The sequence below is a fragment of the Paenibacillus sp. DP01 genome, from assembly GCF_044784315.1.
Classification (GTDB): Bacteria; Bacillota; Bacilli; order Paenibacillales; family Paenibacillaceae; genus Paenibacillus; species Paenibacillus polymyxa.
Window position 1 is genome coordinate 2,822,353 of record NZ_CP173059.1, and the last position, 24,920, is coordinate 2,847,272.

The window sequence follows — 24,920 nt, forward strand, 5'->3', positions numbered from 1 at the left end:
GCGAAGGCAACGGAAATTCAAAGCAGCCTGGACCTGTCCGCAGGACCTTTGGTGAAGCTGGGATGGTTCCGTACAGCCGAAGGCGACCATCTGCTGATCGCCATTCACCATTTGGTGGTGGACGGGGTGTCGTGGCGGATTCTGTTCGAAGATTTCTCGACAGGCTACGAGCAGGCGAGCAAGGGTGAGCCTGTACGATTGCCGTATAAAACAGATTCCTTCCAAACTTGGGCACAGGAGTTATCTTCTTACGCCAACCGTCCTGAGGCTGCCTCGGATGAAGTTTATTGGAAGCAGCTGGAACAGGCCAAAGCGGAAGCTATGCCGCTGCCTAAGGATTTTGCCTACGAGGGCTCCTTAAACGCAGACAGCGAAGTGCTGACCGTAGCGTGGACCGAAGCTGAAACCCAGCAACTGTTAAAGCAGGCTCATCGTGCCTACAACACCGAGGTCAATGATTTGCTGCTGACCGCGCTGGGACTCGCGCTGCACAACTGGACAGGCGCAGGCCATGTGCTGGTGAATCTAGAGGGACACGGTCGGGAAACGATCCTGCCAGAGGTGGATATTACGCGTACCGTAGGCTGGTTTACGAGCTTGTATCCGGTGTTGTTGGAGACCAGCAAGGAAATGACACTGGCTCAGCGAATTAAAGAAACCAAGGAAGGCTTGCGCCGGATTCCGCATAAAGGGCTGACCTATGGCATTTGGCGCTACTTGTCCCCTACGTTCGGAACAGGTGAAGCGCGTGCGATTGCAGAACCGGAAATCAGCTTTAACTACTTGGGGCAGGTGGATCAGGATCTACAAAACAGTGGAATCACGTTGTCGTCCTACCATGCAGGGGAGACAGAGGATGCCCATTCCCGCTTGCCGTACACGTTGGATTTAAACGCGATGATCTCGGAAGGCACGCTGTGTTTGACAATTGCTTACAGCCGTAAGCAGTATCGTAAAGAAACGCTGGAGCGTGTGGCGAGACTGCTGCAATCCGCTTTGCAAGAGATCATTGCGCATTGCACCGCTCAGGAACAACCGGAACTGACGCCAAGTGATGTGTCCTTCAAAGGTCTGACGACGGGAGAGCTGGAGCAGATTGCGGAACAGGCGGCACATATTGGTGAGCTGGAAAATGTATACGTACTGACGCCAATGCAAAAGGGGATGCTCTTTTACAATCTGATGGATTCGCAATCGGGAGCGTATTTTGAACAGGCATCCTTTAATCTGCGAGGGCATTTTAATATTGCTGCATTTGCGGCCAGTCTGGATGTCTTGGTGCAGCGGCATACGGTACTGCGTACGAACTTCTACAGTGGCTGGAAGGATGAACCGCTTCAGGTCGTGTACCGGAATAAGCGCAGTGAACTGTATGTTGAGGATCTGCGGGATATGGAGGAAGAGCAGCAAAACGAGTACATCCTCGAATTTACACATAAAGACAAGCAAAGAGGCTTTGATCTGGCACAAGACGCTTTGATGCGTGTTGCTGTATTGCACATAGGTGAGGAATCGTACCGTTTTGTATGGAGCTTCCATCATATCGTGATGGACGGCTGGTGCTTGTCGCTGGTGACAAACGAAGTGTTTGCAAGCTATTTTGCGATCCTGGCTCATAAACAACCGGAACTGGCCCCTGTAACCCCGTACAGTCAATATATCGAATGGCTGGAGCAGCAGGATCGTCAGGCCTCATCAAGTTATTGGAGCAAGGTGCTGGATGGATATGAGGAGCAGTCCCGTTTGCCACAGGCAAAAATCCAGGGCAAAACAGGGTATCAGGCGGAGCGTCTGGATTTTGATTTGGGCGTAGAGCTAACCGCTGGTATTCAGCGTATAGCCAAGCGTTATCAGGTGACCATCAATACGTTGATGCAGACCGTTTGGGGCCTTTTGCTGCAAAAATATAATGGCACCGATGATGTCGTGTTTGGCAGCGTGGTATCTGGACGTCCGGCAGACATTCCGAACGTGGAGCATATCATTGGTCTGTTTATCAATACGATTCCGGTGCGTATCCGCAGTCAAGTGGACAGCGTATTCTCCGACGTGATGAAGCAAACCCAGGAGCAATCGATTGCTTCCCATGTGTATGATACGTATCCGCTGTATGAAATTCAGGGATTGTCAGAGCTTAAGCAGGATTTGATTAATCATATTCTTATTTTTGAGAACTATCCGGTCGAGGAACAAATCGAGCAATTAGGTAGCGGTGAGGCGGCCAGCTTCACCATCACAGGAGCCGAGTCTGTCGAGCAGACCAACTATGACTTTAACGTGGTAGTGCTGCCGGGGAATACCATTCACATGAGCTTCGGCTATAATGCCCTGGCCTTTGAACGGGAAAGTGTAGAGCAAATTCGAGGTCATCTGGTACAGCTGCTGGAGCAGGTGACAGCCAATCCGGACATCCGTGTACATGAGCTGGATATGGTTACGGTGCAGGAGCGCGAGCAAATCGTTGAGGCCTGGGGCAATACAGCGGCAACCTATCCAAGCGAGCAAACGATTCACGGCTTGTTCGAGGCGCAAACGGCGCAGACACCGGAGCAGACAGCCTTGTTCTTTGAAGGAGAGACGCTGACTTATCGCGAGCTGAATGAACGCGCCAATCAATTGGCTCGTACCTTGCGCAGTCAAGGCGTGACGAAGGATCGTCTGGTGGGTCTGATGACTGAGCGGTCGGTGGATATGATCGTGGGGATCTTCGGGATTTTAAAAGCCGGAGGCGCCTATGTACCTATCGATCCAACCTATCCGGAAGAGCGTATCCGCTACATGCTGGACGACTCGGGAGCGAAACTGCTGTTAACACAAAGCCATCTGGTAGACAAAGTCGCGTTTGACGGCCACATGCTGGTGCTAGACGGTGAGCAAACGGTGTACCACGAGGATGGTTCCAATCTGGAGCCGTTGTCCGGCCCGAATGATTTGGCGTATGTGATTTATACGTCAGGGACGACGGGGCAGCCGAAGGGCGTGATGTTGGAGCACCATGGGCTGTGCAATCTGAAAACGTATTTTGATCAGACGCTTCGGATCCGTACGTCGGATCATGCGCTGCTGTTCGCCAGCTACTCGTTTGATGCAGCTTGCTGGGAAATCTTCCAGGCGCTGTTCTGCGGCGCCACGTTATACGTACCAACAACAGAGACGATTTTGAACTACGAACGGTTTGAGCAGTATATGGCCGATCACCGGATTACGGTGGCCGCTTTGCCGCCGACCTATGCGGTGTACCTGGAGCCGGAGCGGATGCCAAATCTGCGTATTTTGTTCACTGCGGGCTCAGCCTCTTCCACAGAATTGGTATACAAGTGGAAGGATCAAGTGGCGTACTACAACGGCTACGGTCCAACCGAAAACTCGGTGGCGACGTCCATCTGGCCGGTATCCGAGGATGAAAGGGCAGGCCAACTCATTTCCATCGGTCGTCCTATGCCGAATCACCGGGTGTACATGCTGGATGTACATGGACATTTGGCTCCGGTCGGCGTAGCAGGTGAACTGTGCGTATCTGGTCCGGGTCTGGCGCGTGGATATTTGGATCGTCCAGAACTGACGGCGGAGAAATTTGTACCGAACCCGTTTGCGTCTGGCGAAGCCGGCTATGAGCGGATGTACCGCACAGGCGACTTGGCAAGATGGATGCCGGACGGCAACATTGAATACTTGGGCCGGATCGATCATCAAGTGAAAATCCGGGGCTACCGGATCGAACTGGGCGAGGTCGAAGCACAAATATTGAAAGTGGAGGACGTGCAAGAGGTCATCGTCCTGGCCCAAGCGGACGAGCAGGGACAAAACCAACTGGTGGCGTACTATGTCGCTGAAAGAGACGTCAGCGCGAGTGAACTGCGCGGCTTACTGGGTGAGGATCTGCCCAACTACATGGTGCCTTCATACTTCATCCAGCTGGAGCAGATGCCGCTGACACCGAACGGCAAAATCGACCGCAAGGCCCTGCCAGCACCGGAGGGCAGCCTGCAAAGCGGAGCGGATTATGTAGAGCCGCGCACAGCGTTGGAGCAGACGTTGGTTTCGATTTGGCAGGGGGTATTAGGAACGAAGAGCGTCGGGATTCTGGATAATTTCTTTGACCTCGGCGGTGATTCGATCAAAGCGATTCAGGTATCGTCCCGCTTGCTGCAAGCGGGCTACAAGCTGGACATGAAGGATTTGTTCCAATATCCGTCCATTTCGCTGCTGAGCGGTCATGTACAAAAAGTGAGTCGTACGGCCGATCAGGGCGAGGTATCAGGCAGCGTCAAGCTGACGCCGATTCAGCAATGGTTCTTTGGACAAGCCTCGGCAGAGCCGCATTATTTCAACCAATCGGTGATGCTGTATCGAGCAGAAGGCTTTGACGAAGCCGCATTGCGTCAAACGATGACCAAGCTGACGGAGCATCATGATGCGCTGCGTATGGTCTTCCGTCAGACCGAACAGGGCTATGAAGCGTGGAATCGCGGTGTGAATGAAGGTCAGCTGTACAGTCTGGACGTTGTGGATTTGACAGGCGTCGAAGATGCGGCAGATGTTGCGATGGCGATGGAAACGAAAGCCAATGCCATCCAAAGCTCCATTCGTCTAGACGAAGGACCGCTGGTGAAACTGGGACTTTTCCGCTGCATAGATGGAGATCATTTACTGATTGCCATTCACCATTTGGTTGTAGACGGCATTTCATGGCGGATTGTGTTTGAGGATTTTGCGACTGGATATGAGCAGGCCGTTCGGGGAGAAGCGATTCGCTTGCCATATAAAACGGATTCGTTCTCCACTTGGGCAGAACGTTTGTCTCAATATGCCAACAGTCCGGCCATCGACAATGAACGCGAATATTGGGAGCGTCTTGCCCACGCGGAAGTCGCATCGCTACCTAAGGATCAAGAAAGAGCGGCAGGACAGCATTTTGTGGTCAGAGACAGTGAGACGGTGAGCGTGGCGTGGAGCGAACAGGACACCCGACTGCTACTGCAGGAAGCACATCGTGCATACCACACCGAGGTCAATGATCTGCTGTTAACCGCACTCGGTACCGCATTGTACAACTGGAGCGGGCAGGAGCGAGTGCTGGTCAATCTGGAGGGCCATGGCCGGGAAGCTATTGTTCCCGATATCGACATCACACGTACCGTGGGCTGGTTTACGAGTCAGTATCCGGTGCTGCTGGATGTGGATGGAACATCAGAAGTAGGGCAGCGCATCAAACGGGTAAAAGAGGACCTGCGGCATGTACCGCATAAGGGCATTGGCTACGGTATGTTGAAGTATATGTCACAGGATGATGCTACCTCTTCCTGGAGCCTGCAGCCTGAGATCAGCTTTAACTATTTGGGACAATTTGATCAGGACTTGGAAAATGGGGAGATCACGCTGTCTTCACATCCAGGTGGAGAGCCGTTGAGTGACCGCACCGTACTGGAGCAGCCGCTGAATGTGAACGGCATGATTACAGCAGGCGTGCTGACCCTGGAAATTCGTTATGACAGCCATGTATACCAACAGCAAAACGTAGAGAAGTTTGCCCGGCTATTGCAGGAAAGCTTGCAGGAAGTCATCAAGCATTGTGCCTCCCAAGAGCGGAGTGAGCTAACGCCAAGCGATGTCTTGTTCAAAGGCTTGACACTGGAGCAGCTGGAGCAATTGACGGAGCAAACGGCTTCTGTGGGCGAACTGGAAAATGTGTATGCTCTTTCTCCCATGCAGAAGGGGATGCTGTTCCATAGTCTGATGGAGCCGGACTCAGGCGCATACTTCCAGCAAGCGTCGTTTGATCAAAAAGGTAGCTTTGATGTTGCTATTTTCCGTAAGAGTCTGGATCTGCTGACACAGCGTCATGAAGCGCTGCGGACGAATTTCCATCAATTTGAGACAGGACACGGTCTGGAGCCATTGCAAATCGTGTTCCGTCATAAAAATAGCGATCTTTCCTTCGAGGATATACGCAACATGCCGAAAGCGGAGCAACAGGCATATATCCAGACGTTTAAGCAGGAGGATCAGGCGAGAGGCTTCAATCTCGGTACGGATGCACTGATGCGCGTACAAGTGTTGCAGACCGATGAAGAAACGTATCACTTGGTCTGGAGCTTCCATCACATTGTCATGGACGGCTGGTGCTTATCGCTTGTTACGGGCGAGGTGTTTGGTACGTACTTTGCGCTGCTGGAGCAGAAACAGCCGGAGCTTGCTCCGATTACACCGTATGGCCAATATATCGAATGGCTAGAGCGTCAAGATGAACGTGCGGCAAAAGAGTATTGGAGCAGTTATTTGGCGGGCTTTGAACAGCAGACGTTGTTACCTGGAGCGGATACTTCATTGAAAGACCAAGTGGCGGATAGCAGCGAAAGTGTTCTGTCTACGACAACAAGCGATACCAGCAAATATGTTTCTGAAAAAATAACGGTAGAGCTGGATCCAACGTGGAGCGAAGCCATGTACCGGATTGCAAAGCAGCAGCAGGTCACAATTAATACGCTGATGCAGAGCGTGTGGGGCCTTATTTTGCAGCAATATAATAACAACGAGGATGTTGTATTCGGTAGTGTCGTATCTGGACGTCCGACGGCTATTCCGGGTGTAGAGCATATGATCGGCCTGTTCATTAATACCATCCCAGTGCGGATCCAAAGTGAGCGAAATGCCACGTTTGTGGACATCATGCGCAAAACGCAGGAGCAGGCGCTGGCTTCAGGCGTATATGACAGCTTCCCGCTGTATGAAATACAGGCGCTGACCGAGCAGAAGCAGCATCTAATTAACCACATTATGGTGTTTGAGAACTATCCGGTCGAGGAGCAAGTCGAGCAGCTGGGTGAAGTTCGTCCATCCGCGTTTGACATTACGAATGTAGAGGTTGTCGAGCAAACGAACTATGATCTGGACTTGATTGTGATGCCAGATGAAACCTTCCGGATCATGTTCAGATACAACGCGAATGTGTACGATCGGTCTACGATCGAGCGGATGCAGGGACATGTACTGCATGTCATCGAGCAAATTATTGACAATCCGCATATCCGAGTGAATGAGCTGGAACTAGTGACAGCGGAAGAGCAGGCACAGATCGTTCAGGTGTGGGGAGATACGGCAGCAGCCTATCCGCAGGATCAGACGCTAAGCAGTCTGTTTGAGCAGCAGGTAGCGAATACACCGGAGCAAGTGGCAGTACTGTGTGGTGCAGAGTCGTTGACCTACGCGGAGCTGAACGAACGGGCTAACCGTTTGGCCCGGACCTTGCGTGCGCAAGGGGTTCAGCCGGATCAGCCTGTGGGCATTCTGGTTCACCGTTCGCTGGACATGATCGTAGGCATCTACGCGATCTTGAAGGCCGGCGGAGCCTATGTGCCGATTGATCCAGAATATCCGGCCGATCGTATCCGCTTTATGCTGGAGGACTCGGGCGCGAAGCTGGTGCTGACACAATCGCATCTGGCGGAGCAAGTGTCGCTGAGTTTCGACGGCCAGGTGCTGGTGCTGGATCGTCAGGAGCAGGATGGCAAGAACATTTATCACGAAGACGGCTCGAATCTGGAGCCCCTAGCTGGACCGCATCATGTTGCCTATGTCATCTATACCTCCGGTTCGACCGGAAAACCAAAGGGCGTAATGGTGGAGCATCATTCCGTGCTGAACCGGATTTTGTGGATGCATGATCGTTATGGCTTGAGTGCAGAAGATACGATTCTGCAAAAGACCGCCTTCACCTTCGACGTGTCGGTGTGGGAGCTGTTCTGGTGGTCGATGGTCGGCTCGAAGGTAAGCCTGTTGCCGGTTGGCGGGGAAAAGAACCCGGAAGACATCGTGGACACGATTGCCCGCGACAGTGTGAGCACGATGCACTTTGTACCGGCCATGCTGCATGCGTTCCTGGAGTATGTGGAACAGCAGCCACGGGAAGTGATGCAAGCGAAGCTGGGCACGCTGCGCCATGTCTTTGCCAGTGGTGAAGCGTTGCCGCCACAGCATGTGGCCCGGTTCCAGCGGCTCGTATCGAGTCTGGCCGGAGCGAAGCTGGTCAACCTGTATGGACCAACCGAAGCGACGGTGGACGTGTCGTACTTCGATTGCGAGCCGGATGAGGAATATGCAGCGATTCCGATCGGAAAACCGATTCAAAATATCCGTCTCTACATCGTGAAGGAAGGCACGGAGCAATTGCAGCCGATTGGGGTGGCAGGGGAACTGTGCATCGGCGGTGTTGGCGTAGCCCGCGGTTACCTGAACCGTCCGGAGCTGACGGCCGAGAAATTTGTTGCCGATCCGTTTGCCAGCGGGGAAGCTGGGTATGAACGGATGTACCGCACTGGTGACTTGGCGAGATGGATGCCGGACGGCAATATTGAATACTTAGGCCGGATCGACCATCAGGTGAAAATCCGTGGGTACCGGATTGAGCTGGGCGAGGTCGAAACGCAGCTACTTCAAGTGGAATCGGTACGAGAAGCGGTGGTCATGGCTCGTGCGGATGAAACGGGCCAAAAACAAATGGTGGCGTACTATGTCGCGGGGCAAGAAATCCGTGCCAGCGAGCTGAGAAGTGAGCTGGGCCGAGAGCTGCCAAGTTACATGGTGCCATCGTACTTTGTACAGCTGGAGCAAATGCCGCTGAGTCCCAATGGCAAAATTGACCGCAAGGCCCTGCCAGCACCGGAAGGCAGCCTGCAAAGTGGAGCCGATTATGTCGCACCGCGGACGTGGGTGGAAGTGAAGCTGGCGCAAATCTGGCAGGATGTGCTGGGCCTGGCGCAGGTCGGCGTAAAGGAAAACTTCTTCGAGATTGGCGGACATTCGCTGCGGGCGACGACACTGGCCTCGAAGATTCACCAAGAGCTGAACAAGCCACTTCCCCTGCGCAGCATTTTTGAAGCGCCAACGATTGAGCAGCTGGCAGCCGTTCTGGAAGGTCTGGATCAGGTGGCGTATGCGTCCATTCCGGTGACGGAGGAGCGTAGTTTCTACCCACTGTCCTCGGCACAAAAACGACTGTATGTGCTGCATCAGTTCGACCCGAATGATGTGAATTACAACATGCCGTCGGTGCTGCAAGTGAGCGGTCCGCTGGATGTGAAACGAGTAGAGAACGTATTCCGTCAACTGATCGCCCGCCATGCGACCTTGCGTACCCGCTTTGAGCTGATCGACAGTGAGCCGATGCAATGGATTGAGGACGCTGTGCCGTTCGAGGTGGAATATACGAAGGTACAAGCAGCGGGTGCGACTGTGGACACAGATCAGGACACAACTACAGATACGTACACAAGAGTCAACATAGAAGCACAAGAGCTGGTGCGGCACTTTGTCCGTCCGTTTGATCTCAAAGCTGCGCCGCTGCTGCGGGTAGGCTTGGTGGATCTGGGCGCTCAGGGAGTAGAGCAGGAAGCTCAACATCTGCTTATGCTTGACATGCACCATATCGTCTCGGATGGGGTATCCATGGAGGTCCTGACCGACGAGTTTGTCCGCTTGTATGGCGGTGAAGAGCTAGCGCCATTGCGGATTCAGTACAAGGATTATGCCGTATGGCAGCAAAGCGAAGCCCACCAGGAATGGATGCAGCGTCAGGAAGCGTACTGGTTTGACACCTTCCAAGGTGAACTACCTGTACTGGATCTTTCCACTGACTTTGCCCGCCCAGCGGTGCAGAGTACGGCAGGGGATACGATCGAATTTGTACTGGGACATGAGGTTAGTGAACGCCTGAAAGAACTGGCGGCACAAACCGGCGCTACTCTGTATATGGTGTTGTTGGCGGCGTACACTACGCTCTTACACAAATACACAGGCCAAGAGGACACCGTCGTTGGCACGCCGATTGCCGGACGACCGCATGCCGAACTGGAGAGTCTGGTCGGTGTATTCATCAACACGCTGGCGATGCGCAATTATCCGTCCAGCGACAAGTCGTTCCTGGATTATCTGCAGGAGGTCAAAGAGCATGCGCTCCGTGCGTATGAGCATCAGGACTACCCGTTTGAAGAACTGGTTGAAAAACTGAATGTAACGCGGGATACGAGCCGGAATGCGCTGTTTGACACGATGTTTGAGCTGAAAACAATGGAGCAGCAGGAGTTCGAGCTGAAAGGTCTGACCTTGAGCTCCTATCCACTGGACAATCATACGGCCAAGTTTGATCTGAGCTTGGAGGCCATAGAGCAGCCAGAAGGTATTCTGTGCAGTCTGGAATACAGCACGGCGCTGTACAAGCCGGAGACCATGACGCGATTGGCACAGCATTTTGCGGAAATCGTTCGAGCTATTGCCTATCATCCACAGCAGCCCCTGGCAGTTTTGAATATGGTAACCGCCGAGGAAAAAGAGCAACTCATCGATGGATTTGGAAATGTGGGGGTATTAGGTGCTGATGCTGTTGAAGCAGGAGCCCTGTTCCATGCCTTTGTGGAAGAACAAGCCCAGCTTGTACCAGATCACGTGGCGGTGGTGTACGAGGAGCAACAGCTGACGTACCGCAAACTGAACGAGCGTGCGAACCAATTGGCGCGTAAATTGCGAAAGGAAGGCATTGGACGCGAGTCGATTGTCGGCATCTTGAGTGAACGCTCAGTGGACATGCTGGTCGGCGTACTAGCGGTGTGGAAGGCTGGAGGCGCCTATGTGCCGCTGGATGCAGACTATCCATCCGAACGGATTCGTTTCATGCTGGAGGACAGCGGTGCGACGGTACTGTTAACTCAAACCGACCTGCTGGAGCGCGCACAAGCATGGCTGAATGAAAGCCAATGGGCTTTGGGCGATGAAAATGCTAAGGGTGAGCTGGAGACGGCGGTTAGCGCTGAAACGATGGAAAGGGACAACCTGAATGAAGGCTTAGGCTTGAAATCAGATTCGAAGTCTGACAGCGAAGCAGCATCTGAATCCGTAGCGAACTTGCGTCTGCATACCGTACTGACGCTGGACGATGAGTCGCTGTACACCGGGGATGCCACAGATATCGAGCCGATCAACGAACCGCACGATCTGGTATATGTGATCTATACGTCTGGGACAACCGGACGTCCAAAAGGTGTCATGATCGAACATCGCAGCTTGGTGAATACCGCTGCGGCCTATCGTCGGGATTACCGCCTGAGCGAATTCCCGGTACGACTGCTACAACTGGCCAGCTTCTCCTTCGACGTGTTCGTCGGTGATATTGCGCGGACACTCTATAACGGGGGAACGATGGTCATCTGTCCGAAAGACGATCGGATTGATTTCAGCCGTCTCCACGGATGGATTCGTGATTATCAAATTACGGTGTTCGAATCGACTCCAGCTTTGATCGTACCGTTTATGCAGCATGTGCATGAACACGTACTAGACATGAGTAGTCTAGAGCTGCTCATCACGAGCTCAGACAGCTGCAGCGTGACAGACTACCGAGTGCTGCAGGAGCGGTTTGGCGCGGAGATCCGCATCATCAACAGCTACGGTGTTACGGAAGCGGCGATTGACTCCAGCTTCTATGACGAAGAGCTGTCGAAGCTGCCAAGCAGCGGGAATGTGCCAATTGGGCAGGCGTGGCTGAACGCACGCTTCTACATCGTGGATAGTCAGCTGAATCCAGTGCCGATCGGCGTACTGGGCGAGCTGTGCATTGGCGGTGCTGGTGTGGCACGGGGGTACCTGAACCGTGCGGACTTGACGGCGGAGAAATTCGTAGCGAACCCGTACGTGCCGGGTGAACGACTGTATCGTACCGGCGACTTGGCGCGGTGGATGCCGGACGGCCATGTAGACTTTATCGGCCGGATGGATGATCAGGTCAAAATCCGGGGCTTCCGGATCGAACTGGGCGAGGTGGAAGCACAGCTGCTGACTGTGGCTGGCATTGAGAAAGCCATCGTCACCGCCTGGGAAAACGAAGACGGAGACAAGGATCTGTGTGCGTATGTCGTAGCCTCGGAGGCGCTGAATTTGCCGGAGCTACGCAGCACACTGCAGCCCAAACTGCCGAGCTATATGATCCCGACGTATGTCGTACCCCTGGATCAATTCCCGCTGACACCAAACGGAAAAATTGATCGCAAAGCGTTGCCAGCGCCAGAAACACGTCTCGAAGGAGGCACGAAGTACGTGGCGCCGCGCACAGAGCTGGAAGAGCAGCTGGTACGTATTTGGCAAAGCGTTTTAAATCATCACCAAATAGGCATCCAGGATAACTTCTTTGAAGTGGGAGGACATTCGCTGCGCGCTACTACCCTGATGGCGAAAATCCATCAGGAGCTGAATCACAAGCTGGCCTTGCGAGATATTTTCCAATATCCGACGATTGAGCAATTGGTACAGGTGATGGGTGAAGATCAGACCCAGCAAACGTATGTATCCATACCTGTGGCAGAGGAGCGCGAATATTACCCCGTTTCCTCGGCACAAAAACGGATGTACGTTCTGAGTCACCTGGAAGGCGGAGAGGTTAGCTACAACATGCCAGGAGCTTTGATTATCGAAGGTTCCTTGGATAAAAAACGACTGGAACAAGCCTTCCGCCAGCTGATTGAACGTCATGAGGCCCTGCGAACCCGATTCGAGATGATGGATGGTGAGGTGATTCAGCGGATTGAATCCAGCGCTCCATTCAGCGTGGAATATGTGCAAGCAAGTGAAGAAGAGACACCGCAGTACGCACAGGACTTTGTACGTGCATTTGATCTCGCACAAGCACCGTTACTGCGGGTTCAGTTGATCGAAAATGGACCGGGGCGTCACGTCATGCTCTATGACATGCACCATATTATTTCGGATGGCGTGACGGAAGGCATTATCGTGCAGGAGTTCTCTCAATTGTATGAAGGCAAGGAACTGCCGCCACTGCGTATTCAGTACAAGGATTATGCGGTTTGGCAGCATGCAGATATGCAAAGTGAACGTCTGCGTGCGCAAGAAAGCTATTGGCTGAAAACCATGTCTGGTGAAATCCCGGCGCTGGATATGCCGGCGGATTTTACAAGACCTGCTGTACAGCGTCTGGAAGGGACTCGATTTGAGTTTGCGATCCGTATGGAGGACAGTGAGCAGTTGAAACAGCTGGCCGCGCAAACCGGCTCCACCTTGTACATGGTGTTGCTGGCAGCGTATAGCACGCTCTTGCATAAATACACGGGTCAAGAGGATATCATCGTCGGCACGCCGATTGCCGGAAGACCACATGCGGAACTGGGGAGCCTGGTAGGCGTATTCCTCAACACGCTGGCGATTCGCAATTATCCGTGTGGCGACAAAACGTTCCTGGATTATCTGCAAGAGGTCAAAGAGCACGCGCTCCGTGCGTATGAGCATCAGGAATATCCGTTTGAAGAGTTGGTTGAAAAGCTGAATTTAACGCGGGATACGAGCCGAAATGCGCTGTTTGACACGATGTTTGAGCTGAAAACATTTGAGCAGCAGGAGTTCGAGCTGGAAGGTCTGGCCTTCAAGCCGTATCCGACGGACAATCATACATCCAAATTTGATCTGACCTTGGATGCCGTAGAGCAGCCAGAAGGTATTCTGTGTAGTTTGGAATACAGCACGGCGCTGTACAAGCCGGAGACCATCGCACGCTTTGCACAGCATTTTACCGAACTCATACGTGCCATTACACTTCATCCACAGCAGCTACTGGCAGCTCTGGATATGGTAACTGTCGAGGAGAAGGCACAAATCCTCTATGGTTTTGGAGATGTAGGCGTATCGGAGGTTGCGGCTGAAGCAGAAGTCTTATTCCATGCCTATGTGGAAGAACAGGCACAGCTTGTGCCAGATCATGTGGCGGTGGTGTACGAGGAGCAGCAGCTTACGTACCGCCAGCTGAACGAGCGTGCGAACCAATTGACGCGCAGACTGCGAAAAGAAGGCATTGGACGCGAATCCATTGTCGGCATTTGGAGTGAACGCTCGGTAGACATGCTGGTCGGCGTACTAGCGGTATGGAAGGCTGGAGGCGCCTATGTGCCGCTGGATGCAGACTATCCGTCCGAGCGCATTCGTTTCATGCTGGAGGACAGCGGTGCGACGGTGCTGTTGACTCAAACCAGTTTGCAGGAGCGCACGCAAGCATGGCTCGAAGAAAGCCAAGGGGCTCTGGGCGAAGGAAAGACCGAGAGTGAGTTGGAAACAGCGGTTAGCGCTGAAACGATAGAAAGAGACCGCCTGAATGAAGGCGTAAGCTTGAAATCAGATTCGCCACCTGACCGCGAAGCAGCATCCGAGCCAGCAACAGGGCTGCGTCTGCACACCGTACTAGCATTAGACGATGAGTCGCTGTATACCGGAGATGTCACAGACGTCGATCACATCAACGAGCCGCAGGATCTGGCGTATGTGATCTATACGTCCGGGACAACGGGACGTCCGAAGGGCGTCATGATCGAGCATCGCAGCTTGGTCAATACGGCTGCGGCGTATCGCCGGGATTACCGTCTGAACCAGTTCCCGGTCCGACTGCTGCAACTGGCCAGCTTCTCCTTTGACGTGTTCGTCGGCGATATTGCACGGACGCTTTATAACGGCGGCACGATGGTCATCTGTCCGAAAGAGGATCGGATTGATCCAAGCCGTCTGTACGGCTGGATTCGCGATTATCAAATTACCGTGTTCGAATCGACGCCAGCCTTGATCGTACCGTTTATGCAGCATGTATACGAACACGGACTGGACATGAGCAGTCTGGAACTGCTGATCACGAGCTCGGATAGCTGCAGCGTGACGGACTACCGAGTGCTGCAAGAACGGTTTGGCGCAGATATCCGCATCATCAACAGCTATGGCGTCACGGAAGCGGCGATCGACTCCAGCTTCTACGACGAAGAGCTGTCGAAGCTGCCAAGCAGCGGGAATGTGCCGATTGGACAGGCGTGGCTGAATGCACGCTTCTACATCGTAGACAGCCAGCTGAATCCGGTACCGATCGGTGTACTGGGCGAGCTGTGCATCGGCGGCATCGGGGTAGCACGGGGGTACCTGAACCGTGCGGACCTGACAGCCGAGAAATTCGTAGCGAACCCGTACGTACCGGGTGAACGTTTGTATCGCACCGGCGATTTGGCGCGGTGGATGCCAGACGGCAATGTGGACTTTATCGGCCGGATGGACTATCAAGTCAAAATCCGGGGCTATCGGATCGAGCTGGGCGAGATTGAAACGGCGATCCAGCGGGTACCGGGTGTGCGTCAAGCCGTAGTCATCGACCGGACGGACGAGCGTGGACACAAGTATTTGTGCGGATACATCACGGGAGAAACCGAGCTGCGGATCGAGGAAGTACAGGCCACGCTGGAAGCCGGACTGCCAGCGCACATGGTGCCAGCACGGCTGATGCGACTGGAGACGATCCCGCTGACCAGCAACGGCAAAATTGACCGTAAGGCCTTGCCGGAACCGGAAGGCAGCATCCATACGGGAGCAGCCTATGTAGCCCCGCGTACGAAGGTGGAGCAAGTATTGGCTGCGGTATGGGCCGCAGTGCTCGGCGTGGAGGCCGTAGGCACGCAGGATAACTTCTTCGAGCTGGGCGGCGATTCGATCAAAGCGCTGCAAGTATCGTCCCGCTTGCTACAAGCAGGCTATCGACTGGAGATGAAAGACCTGTTCAGCCATCCAACGGTGTCTGCATTGGCGCCGAAAGTCCAATCCGTTACCCGATTGGCGGATCAAAGCGAAGTGGTGGGCGCGGTGAAGCTGACACCCGTTCAACACTGGTTCTTGGAGCAAAACCTGGCGGATGCTCATCATCACAACCAGTCCATCATGCTGCATAGCAAGGATGGTTTTGATGAAGCGGCACTGCGCACAGCGATGGACCACATCGTTAGCCATCACGATGCACTGCGGATCGTTTTCCGTCCTACCGAACACGGGTATGAAGCCTGGAACCGCGCCATTGGCGAGGGTGAGCTGTATACGCTGGAACGCATAGACTTCAGCCATGAGTCGGAAGTGTCTGCGGCGATTGAGGCCAAAGTAAATGAAATTCAGGCGGGGATTCATTTAAGCGAAGGACCGCTGATGAAGCTGGGGCTGTTCCATTGCCCAGATGGAGATCATTTGCTGATAGCTATTCATCACTTAGTAGTAGATACCGTTTCTTGGCGCATTTTGTTCGAGGATCTTACGACAGCCTACGAACAAGCATTGAACGGACAACCGACTCGTCTTCCGCACAAAACGGATTCGTTCCGTACCTGGGCTGAGGGACAGTCTCACTATGCGAACGGCCCAGAAATGGCAGCAGAGCTCGCCTTCTGGCAAGAAGTAGAACAAGGTGTGTATGAGCCGCTTCCAAAAGACGAATCCCCTTCTCATTCCTTGAATAAAGACAGCGAGCTCATGACAGTCACGTGGACAGCTCAAGAAACGGAGCAGCTGTTAAAACAAGCACATCGTGCCTACAACACGGATATGAATGATTTGCTGCTGACCGCACTCGGCCTGGCTATTCATCGCTGGGCGGGGATTGAACGAGTGCTCGTCAACCTGGAAGGCCATGGACGGGAATCCATTCTGCCAGAGCTGGATATTACGCGCACCGTGGGCTGGTTTACGACCCAATTCCCGGTTGTGCTGGATATGAACGCGGGGCAAGACCTTTCACAGCGCATCAAACAGGTGAAAGAAGGGCTACGCCGGATTCCGCAAAAGGGTATTGGCTACGGTATGCTGAGATACCTGTCCGCAGCATGTGAGCAAGAGCGTTTTGTAACCGAACCTGAAATCAGCTTTAACTATTTGGGACAATTTGATCAGGATATGCAAAATCAATCCATTGGCGTGTCTCCTTACGCTAGCGGTGCCGAGCTGAGCGCACATGCAGCCAGATCGCACACGCTGGATCTGAACGGACTGATTTCAGAAGGTCAATTGCAATTGACGATCAGCTACAGCCATCAGGAATATCGCAAGGAAACGATGGAGCAGCTAGCCGAAGCGCTCAGAACCAGCCTGCAGGACATCATCGCACATTGCGCGGGTCGCAAACAGCAGGAGCTGACGCCAAGCGATGTCAAGCTTAAACATGTAACCTTGGCCGAGCTGGATCAGTTAGTAGAGCGGACTCGTGACATCGGGGAACTGGAAAATGTATATGCCTTGACACCGATGCAAAAAGGCATGTTGTTCCATAGCCTGATGGATGCAGCGTCAGGGGCTTATTTTGAACAAACGACCTTTGACTTGCGTGGTCGCTTCCAGGCAGATATTTTCCAAGATAGCTTGAATCATTTGGCGCAGCGGCATGAGATCTTTAGAGCTAATTTCATTAGCGGCTGGCAGGATGAGCCCGTGCAGGTGATTTTCCGGCGCAAGTATGTTGGTTTCAGCTATGAAGATTTGCGTCATTTGGATGATCAGGAACGTGACGCGTATGTAAAGGAATTTATTCGCCAGGACAAGGCAGCCGGATTCGATTTGTCCCGGGATGCGTTGATGCGCGTGGCGATTTTACGGACAGGTGATGAGGATTATTACTTTGTGTGGAGCTCTCATCACATCCTAATGGACGGCTGGTGTGTGGCGTTGGTAACGGATGAGGTGTTTGAGGCTTATTTTGCAGCCGTAGAACATAGAGAACCAAAGCTCGCCCCGGTGACTCCATACAGTCAGTATATTGAGTGGCTTGAAGCCCAGGATGTAGAAGCAGCAGCCTCATACTGGAAAGATTATTTGCTGGGCTATGATCAACAAACGTCGATTCCAACCGGAAAAGTCGGCGCGAAAGCGGACGGTGCACAATTTGAGCATGTGTTGTGCGATTTAGGTAAGGATTTGACAGGACGCCTGGAAATGGTAGCCAAGCAGTATCACGTGACTGCCAATACGCTCTTACAAACCGCCTGGGGTCTACTGCTTCAAAAGTACAACGGTAGTGACGATGCCGTCTTTGGCGGTGTCGTATCGGGTCGCCCGGTTGATATTCCGGGGATCGAAAATATGGTGGGCTTGTTCATTAACACCATTCCCGTACGTATCCGCAGTGGAGCTGAGGACACCTTTGCCGACCTGATCAGAGTGAATCAGCAGCAGGCGCTGGCTTCTCAAGATTATGAGACGTATCCGCTGTATGAAATTCAAGCCTTGACCGAGCAAAAGCAAGAGCTGATCAACCACATTATCGTGTTTGAAAACTATCCGGTGGAGGAGCAGGTCGAGCAGCTTGGCGAAGGTGCAGCGTCGGATTTTGTAATCAGCAATGCAGGCATGATTGAACAAACGAACTATGATTTCAATCTGGTCGTCATGCCGCAGGAAGCGATGAAAATCCGATTCGAATATAATACAAAAATATTTGATCGGGAAGCCGTGGAACGGACTCAGGGCCATTTAATACAGCTACTGGAACAAGTGGTAGCGAATCCGGCCATTCGGGTGCAAGAGCTGGATGTGTTAAGCGAGCAGGAACGCGAGCAAATTCTCAGCGTATGGGGAGATACAGCCGCCGAGTATCCAAGCCAGCAAACGATCCATGGTCTGTTTGAGACACAAACGGCGCACACACCAGAGCAGCCAGCGTTGTACTTCGAAGGAGAGCAACTGAGTTATCGCGAGCTGAATGAACGCGCGAATCGTCTGGCTCGTACCTTGCGCAGTCAAGGTGTGACGAAAGATCGTTTGGTGGGTCTGATGACCGAACGCTCGGTAGACTTGATCGTGGGTATGTTAGGCATTTTGAAAGCCGGAGGCGCATATGTCCCAATCGATCCGGCGTATCCGGAAGAGCGTATCCGCTATATGTTGGACGACTCGGGAACAGAGCTGTTGTTGACGCAAAGCCATCTGGTGGACAAGGTAGCTTTTGACGGTCACATGCTGGTGCTGAATGGGGCAGAAAGTGTGTATCACGAGGATGGTTCTAACCTGGAGCCGTTGTCCGGTCCGAACGATCTAGCGTATGTGATCTATACGTCGGGTACGACGGGGCAGCCGAAGGGTGTTATGGTGGAGCATCGCAATGTCGTTCGTTTGGTGAAAAATACAAACTACGCGCAGTTGGATGCTGACACGCGCATATTGCAGACAGGCGCTATTGTTTTCGACGCATCCACCTTCGAAATTTGGGGATCTGTATTAAACGGTGGACAGCTTGTGCTAGTGAGTCAGGATGTCATTTTGGATGTGCTCAAACTTAAGGATGCTGTCCACAGCTACGGCATTACCACGATGTTTTTGACCACACCGCTCTTTAACCAGCTGTCTCAACAGGATTTGACGCTGTTCGAGGGGATACGGGAGCTGCTGGTCGGTGGTGATGTAATGTCCGTACCACATATGAACCGGGTGCTGGAGACCCATCCATCCCTGCGAATTAGTAACATCTATGGCCCGACTGAAAATACGACCTTTTCAACAGTGCATGCGATCATCGGTGTGCAATCGGAATCAGTGCCAATTGGCAGACCGATCCATAATTCGACAGCGTATGTCGTGGACCATTCGATGCGGCTTCAGCCCGTCGGGGTATGGGGTGAACTGTTGGTAGGCGGTGACGGGGTGGCACGTGGATACCGCAACCGTCCGGACCTGACGTCCGAAAAGTTCATCGACAGCCCGTTCCGCAGTGGAGAACGCTGCTATCGCACAGGCGACATGGTACGCTTGAATGCAGACGGTACGCTGGAATATAAGGGGCGGATCGACGCGCAGGTGAAAATTCGGGGCTACCGAATCGAACTGGGCGAGGTAGAAACGCAGCTGTTGAAGCTGGAGGCAGTGCAAGAAGCTGTGGTCATCGCACGAGAAGATGAGCAAGGGCAAAAGCAGCTCTGTGCTTATGTGGTCGCCAATGAGGAAGTTGTCGCAAGTGTGCTACGCAGCACTTTGAGCCAGAAGCTGCCAGGTTACATGATCCCTTCCTATCTGGTACAGCTGGAGCAGATGCCGCTGACACCAAACGGCAAAATCGACCGCAAGGCCCTGCCAGCACCAGAAGACAGCCTGCAAACCGGAGCCGACTATGTTGCACCGCGAACGTGGGTCGAAGTGAAGCTGGCGCAAATTTGGCAGGATGTGCTAGGCCTGACGCAGGTCGGCGTAAAGGAAAACTTCTTTGAGATTGGTGGACATTCACTGCGGGCGACGACACTGGCCTCGAAGATTCACAAGGAGCTGAACAAGCCGCTTCCCCTGCGCAGTATTTTTGAAGCACCAACGATTGAGCAACTGGCCGTTGTATTGGAACAGCTGAATCAAGTAACGTATGCGTCCATTCCGGTAACGGAAGAACGTAGCTTCTATCCCCTGTCCTCGGCGCAAAAACGACTGTACGTGCTACATCAGTTCGATCCGCAGGATGTGAACTACAACATGCCATCGGTGCTGCAAGTGAGCGGTCCGCTGGACGTGAAGCGAGTGGAACATGCATTCCGTCAACTGATCGCCCGTCATGCGTCCTTGCGCACCCGCTTTGATCTGATCGACAGTGAGCCGATGCAATGGGTTGAGGACACTGTGCCGTTCGAGGTGGAATATACGAAGGTACAAGCAGAAGGTGCGACTACGGATACAGACACGAGGGTCGGCAAGGAAGTGGATGAGCTGGTGAGTTGCTTTGTCCGTCCGTTTGATCTAAAAGCTGCGCCGCTGTTGCGGGTGGGCCTAGTAGATCTGGGCGTATCCGGAACTCAGCAGGAACCGCAGCATGTACTCATGCTCGACATGCACCACATCGTTTCGGATGGTGTGTCGATGGGGGTACTAACTAATGAATTTGTCCGCTTGTATGACGGTGAACAGCTAGCGCCATTGCGGATTCAGTACAAAGATTATGCTTTATGGCAACAAAGTGAGACCCATCAGGAATGGATGCAGCGTCAGGAAGCCTACTGGCTGGACACCTTCCGGGGGGAACTGCCTATACTGGATCTACCGACGGACTTTGCCCGTCCGTCGATACGAAGTACGGCAGGCGATACCGTGGTGTTTGGGCTGGAACGCGAAGTGAGCGAACGCCTGAAGGAACTGGCGGCGCACACAGGCTCTACGCTGTATATGGTGCTGCTGGCGGCGTACACCGCACTCTTGCATCAATACAGCGGCCAAGAGGACATCGTTGTCGGCACGCCGATTGCCGGACGACCGCATGCCGATTTGGAGCCAATCCTCGGGATGTTCGTCGGTACGTTGGCATTGCGAAACTATCCGACAGCGGAACATACCTTCCGCAGCTACGTGGAAGAAGTGAAGGTTCGGGCCCTGCAAGCCTACGAGCATCAGGACTATCCATTTGAGGAACTGGTGGAAAAGCTGAATGTGAAGCGGGATATGAGCCGCCATCCATTGTTCGATACGATGTTTACCCTGCAAACGACCGAGGAAGGCGAGCTGCAACTGGCAGACCTGAGCTTCCGTCCATACGGCTTGGAGCAAACACCAGCGAAGTTTGACTTCACGCTGGAAGCCAGAGAGGAAGAGGCAGGCATCCAGTTCGGATTGCAATATGCAACTGCGTTGTATCAACGGGAAACCGTTGAACGGATGACACGTCACTTTATTCGCTTAGCCGAAGCCGTGGCGGCAAACCCGGATGCGAAGCTGGGTGAGCTGGAACTGATTACGACCGAAGAAACCGAACAGATTCTGGAGGTGTTCAATGATCCGAACGCGCACAGCGTGCGTGGAACACTCCAAGGTCTGTCGCTCAGCGAGCGTTTTGAAGAGCAAGCGAAAAACAGCCCTGAGCGGATAGCCGTTGTATCTGGGGACATAGGTCTAACCTACGCTGAGCTGAATGAGCAGGCGAACCGGTTGGCCCGTGTGTTACGGGCGAAAGGTGTTGAAGCAGATCAACCGGTAGGCGTACTGCTGGAACGTTCTGCGGATCTTCTGGTGAGCATTCTGGGAGTACTGAAAGCTGGAGGCGCGTATGTGCCAATGGATACGATGTATCCACAGGAACGGATCGACTACATGCTTCAAGACAGTGGGGCCAAGGTCGTGATCACCAGCAGAGCCGCCAACCTTTCGCTGAGCTTGCCATCCACAGTACAAGCTATCGTTCTTGACGATGAGGACGTTCAAGCTCAATGGGGAGCACAGGATGCGAGCAACCTGATCCCTGTCGCCGGCCTGCATAACCTGGCCTATATGATCTACACGTCAGGTACAACCGGTCAGCCGAAAGGGGTTATGATTGAGCAAGGCAGTGTCGGCAATCTGGTAGATGCTCTGTATGAGCGAGTATACAGTCGGTATGATCAGCCGCTTCACATCGCATGGCTGTCCGCATTTGTATTTGACGCTTCGGTGAAGCAAATCTTTGCCAGCTTGCTGCTAGGTCATACCCTGCATGTGGTGTCCCGTGACGTCAGCCTGAGCGGAGAGCATTTGATCGCCTACTACCGCACGCACCGGATTGATCTGTCGGACGGCACACCAGCGCATCTGCATATTTTGAACGAAAGCGTCAGCGTGACAGAAGCGCCGGATGTGAAGCATTACCTGATCGGGGGCGAAGCCTTATCCGTGCAGTTGGTCCATGTGTTCCTACACAAATGGTCCGGGTATCGTCCGGTCATTACGAACGTGTATGGTCCGACCGAAGCGACCGTAGATGCGACCGCCTATACGATTGAAGATGTAGAGTCGCTGAATGTACTGCTGGAAAAAGGGGAGCACACGGTATCCATCGGAACGCCGATAGCCAACCAGGCTGTGTACATCTTGAACACTCGACAACAGCTGGTACCGATGGGGATCGCGGGTGAACTCTATATCGGAGGGGCAGGTATCGCACGAGGATACCTCAACCTGCCGGAACTGACGGCTGAGAAGTTTGTCCCGAATCCGTTTGCTGAGGCGACGGCCGCTGATCCAGCGGACAGCACTTACGCAAACCGGATGTACCGGACAGGCGACCTGGCACGGTGGCTGCCGGATGGCAGTATCGAGTATTTAGGCCGGATCGACCATCAGGTCAAAATTCGCGGGTATCGGATCGAGCTGGGCGAGGTGGAAGCACAGCTGCTGACCGTGGACGGCATTCAGAAAGCTGTAGTCACAGCATGGGAAAATGAAGACGGGCACAAGGATCTGTGTGCCTATATCGTAGCTTCGGAGTCGCTAAGTCTACCAGAACTACGGAATGCGCTGCAGCCGAAGCTGCCGGATTACATGATCCCGACGTATGTGGTACAGCTGGATCGTTTCCCGCTGACGCCAAACGGGAAAATCGACCGGAAGGCATTGCCAGCACCGGAAGCACGCCTTGAAGGAGGCCTAGAGTATGTGGCACCGCGGACGCCACTGGAGGCCAAGCTAGCCCAAATCTGGCAGGATGTCTTGAAGCTGTCCAGCGTAGGAGTCACCGACTCATTCTTCGATGTGGGTGGACACTCCCTGCGGGCCACGACGCTGGTGGCCAAAATCCATCAGGAACTGGGCAGCCGAATTACACTGCGTGAGGTGTTCCAGCACTTTACGATTGAGCAGCAAGCCCAGCTGATCACCGCGCAGGGCACAGACACCTATACGGTGATCCCTACAGCTGCCAAACAGTCTTACTATCCTGCTTCCTCGGCTCAAAAACGACTGTATATTTTGAGCCATCTGGACGGTGGGGAGGTCAGCTACAATATGCCGGGTGTATTAGTCGTGGAGGGGCCGCTTCAGGCAGATCGACTGGAGGATGCGTTCCGTCAGTTAATAGCCCGCCATGAAACGCTGCGAACTTCCTTTGAAATGGTGGATGGTGAGGTTGTGCAGCGAGTTTACGATCAGGTGGCGTTTGCAGTAGAGCGCCTGCAGGCCCATGAGTCTGAAGCCGAAGCCTATATCGAGTCTTTTGTACGCAGCTTCGATCTTCAGCAGGCACCTCTGCTGCGTGTCCGTCTCATTCAAACCGGACCCGAACGTCACCTCCTGATGTACGACATGCACCATATTATTTCAGACGGTGTGTCGTCTAACAATATCGTGCAGGAGCTGGGACAACTGTACGAGGGACAGGCCTTGGCGCCGCTGCCCATTCAGTACAAGGACTATGCGGTGTGGCAGCAGCAGGAAATGCAGCGTGAATCATACCAACGCCGGGAACAGTTCTGGCTGGAGCATTTAGCCGGAGAGTTGCCTGTACTGGAGCTGCCGATTGCTTATCCTAGACCTGCTGTTCGCAGCTTCGAGGGAGCAATGTATGAATTTACAGTGGACCCGAATGTATCCGAGCAACTGCGCCGAATCGCGGCACAGACCGGAAGTACGCTGTACATGGTGCTACTGAGTGCCTACACCGTCCTGCTGTCCAAATACAGCGGTCAGGATGATCTGATCATCGGTACGCCGGTAGCAGGCCGCTTGTTGCCAGAACTGGAGCCACTGATCGGCATGTTCGTCAATACACTAGCCATCCGGCACCAGCCGCAGGGCAACCAAACGTTCCACAGCTACCTGCTGGAAGCCCGAGAACGTACGCTGCAAGCCTTCGAGCATCAGGATTATCCGCTTGAGGAGTTGGTGGAAAAGCTGGATGTAGCGCGGGATGCAAGCCGTAATCCGTTGTTTGACACCATGTTTGTACTGGAAAATACAGAGTCACAGGAAGCGCAACTTGAAACGCTGTCCTTTAGTCCTTATGTTAAGGAACACAGGACCTCCAAATTCGATTTGACCTTGTCCATGAGTGATGAAGACGGGCAGATCAAGGGTTCCTTTGAATATTGTACGAAGCTGTTTGGCGCAGATGCTATTGAACGATTAACCGGAGATTTGATAGCGATCCTGTCCCAGGTTGGAGCCAATCCAGATTTGCTATTAAGCGATATTCAGGTGAACTCGGACGAGCAGCCGGAAGGCTTCTCGCCGGATTCCATCGACTTTATTTTCTAAATCAGTTTTCATTTTTCTAAAAAGAAATGATTTCAGTTTGCAGGCAAGGGTAGCGGCTCAAACCGACGGCCCTGGCCTGCAAAATATTTTTTTCTGATATAACAACGATCCATTCTCATTTT

Annotated in this window: 1 protein-coding gene (running past one end of the window); it reads left to right on the forward strand. The window is 53.3% G+C overall.

Features of this window, described 5'->3' with window-relative positions; all coding sequences use genetic code 11:
- Positions 1-24,798 carry the 3' portion of a non-ribosomal peptide synthase/polyketide synthase gene (locus ACH59B_RS12440; RefSeq protein ID WP_404303892.1) on the forward strand. The gene continues 17,493 nt to the left of window position 1, outside the view, so 24,798 of the gene's 42,291 nt are visible here — the last part of the coding sequence; the start codon falls outside the window, past its left edge; the stop codon is at positions 24,796-24,798.
- The last annotated feature ends 122 nt before the right edge of the window (positions 24,799-24,920 follow it).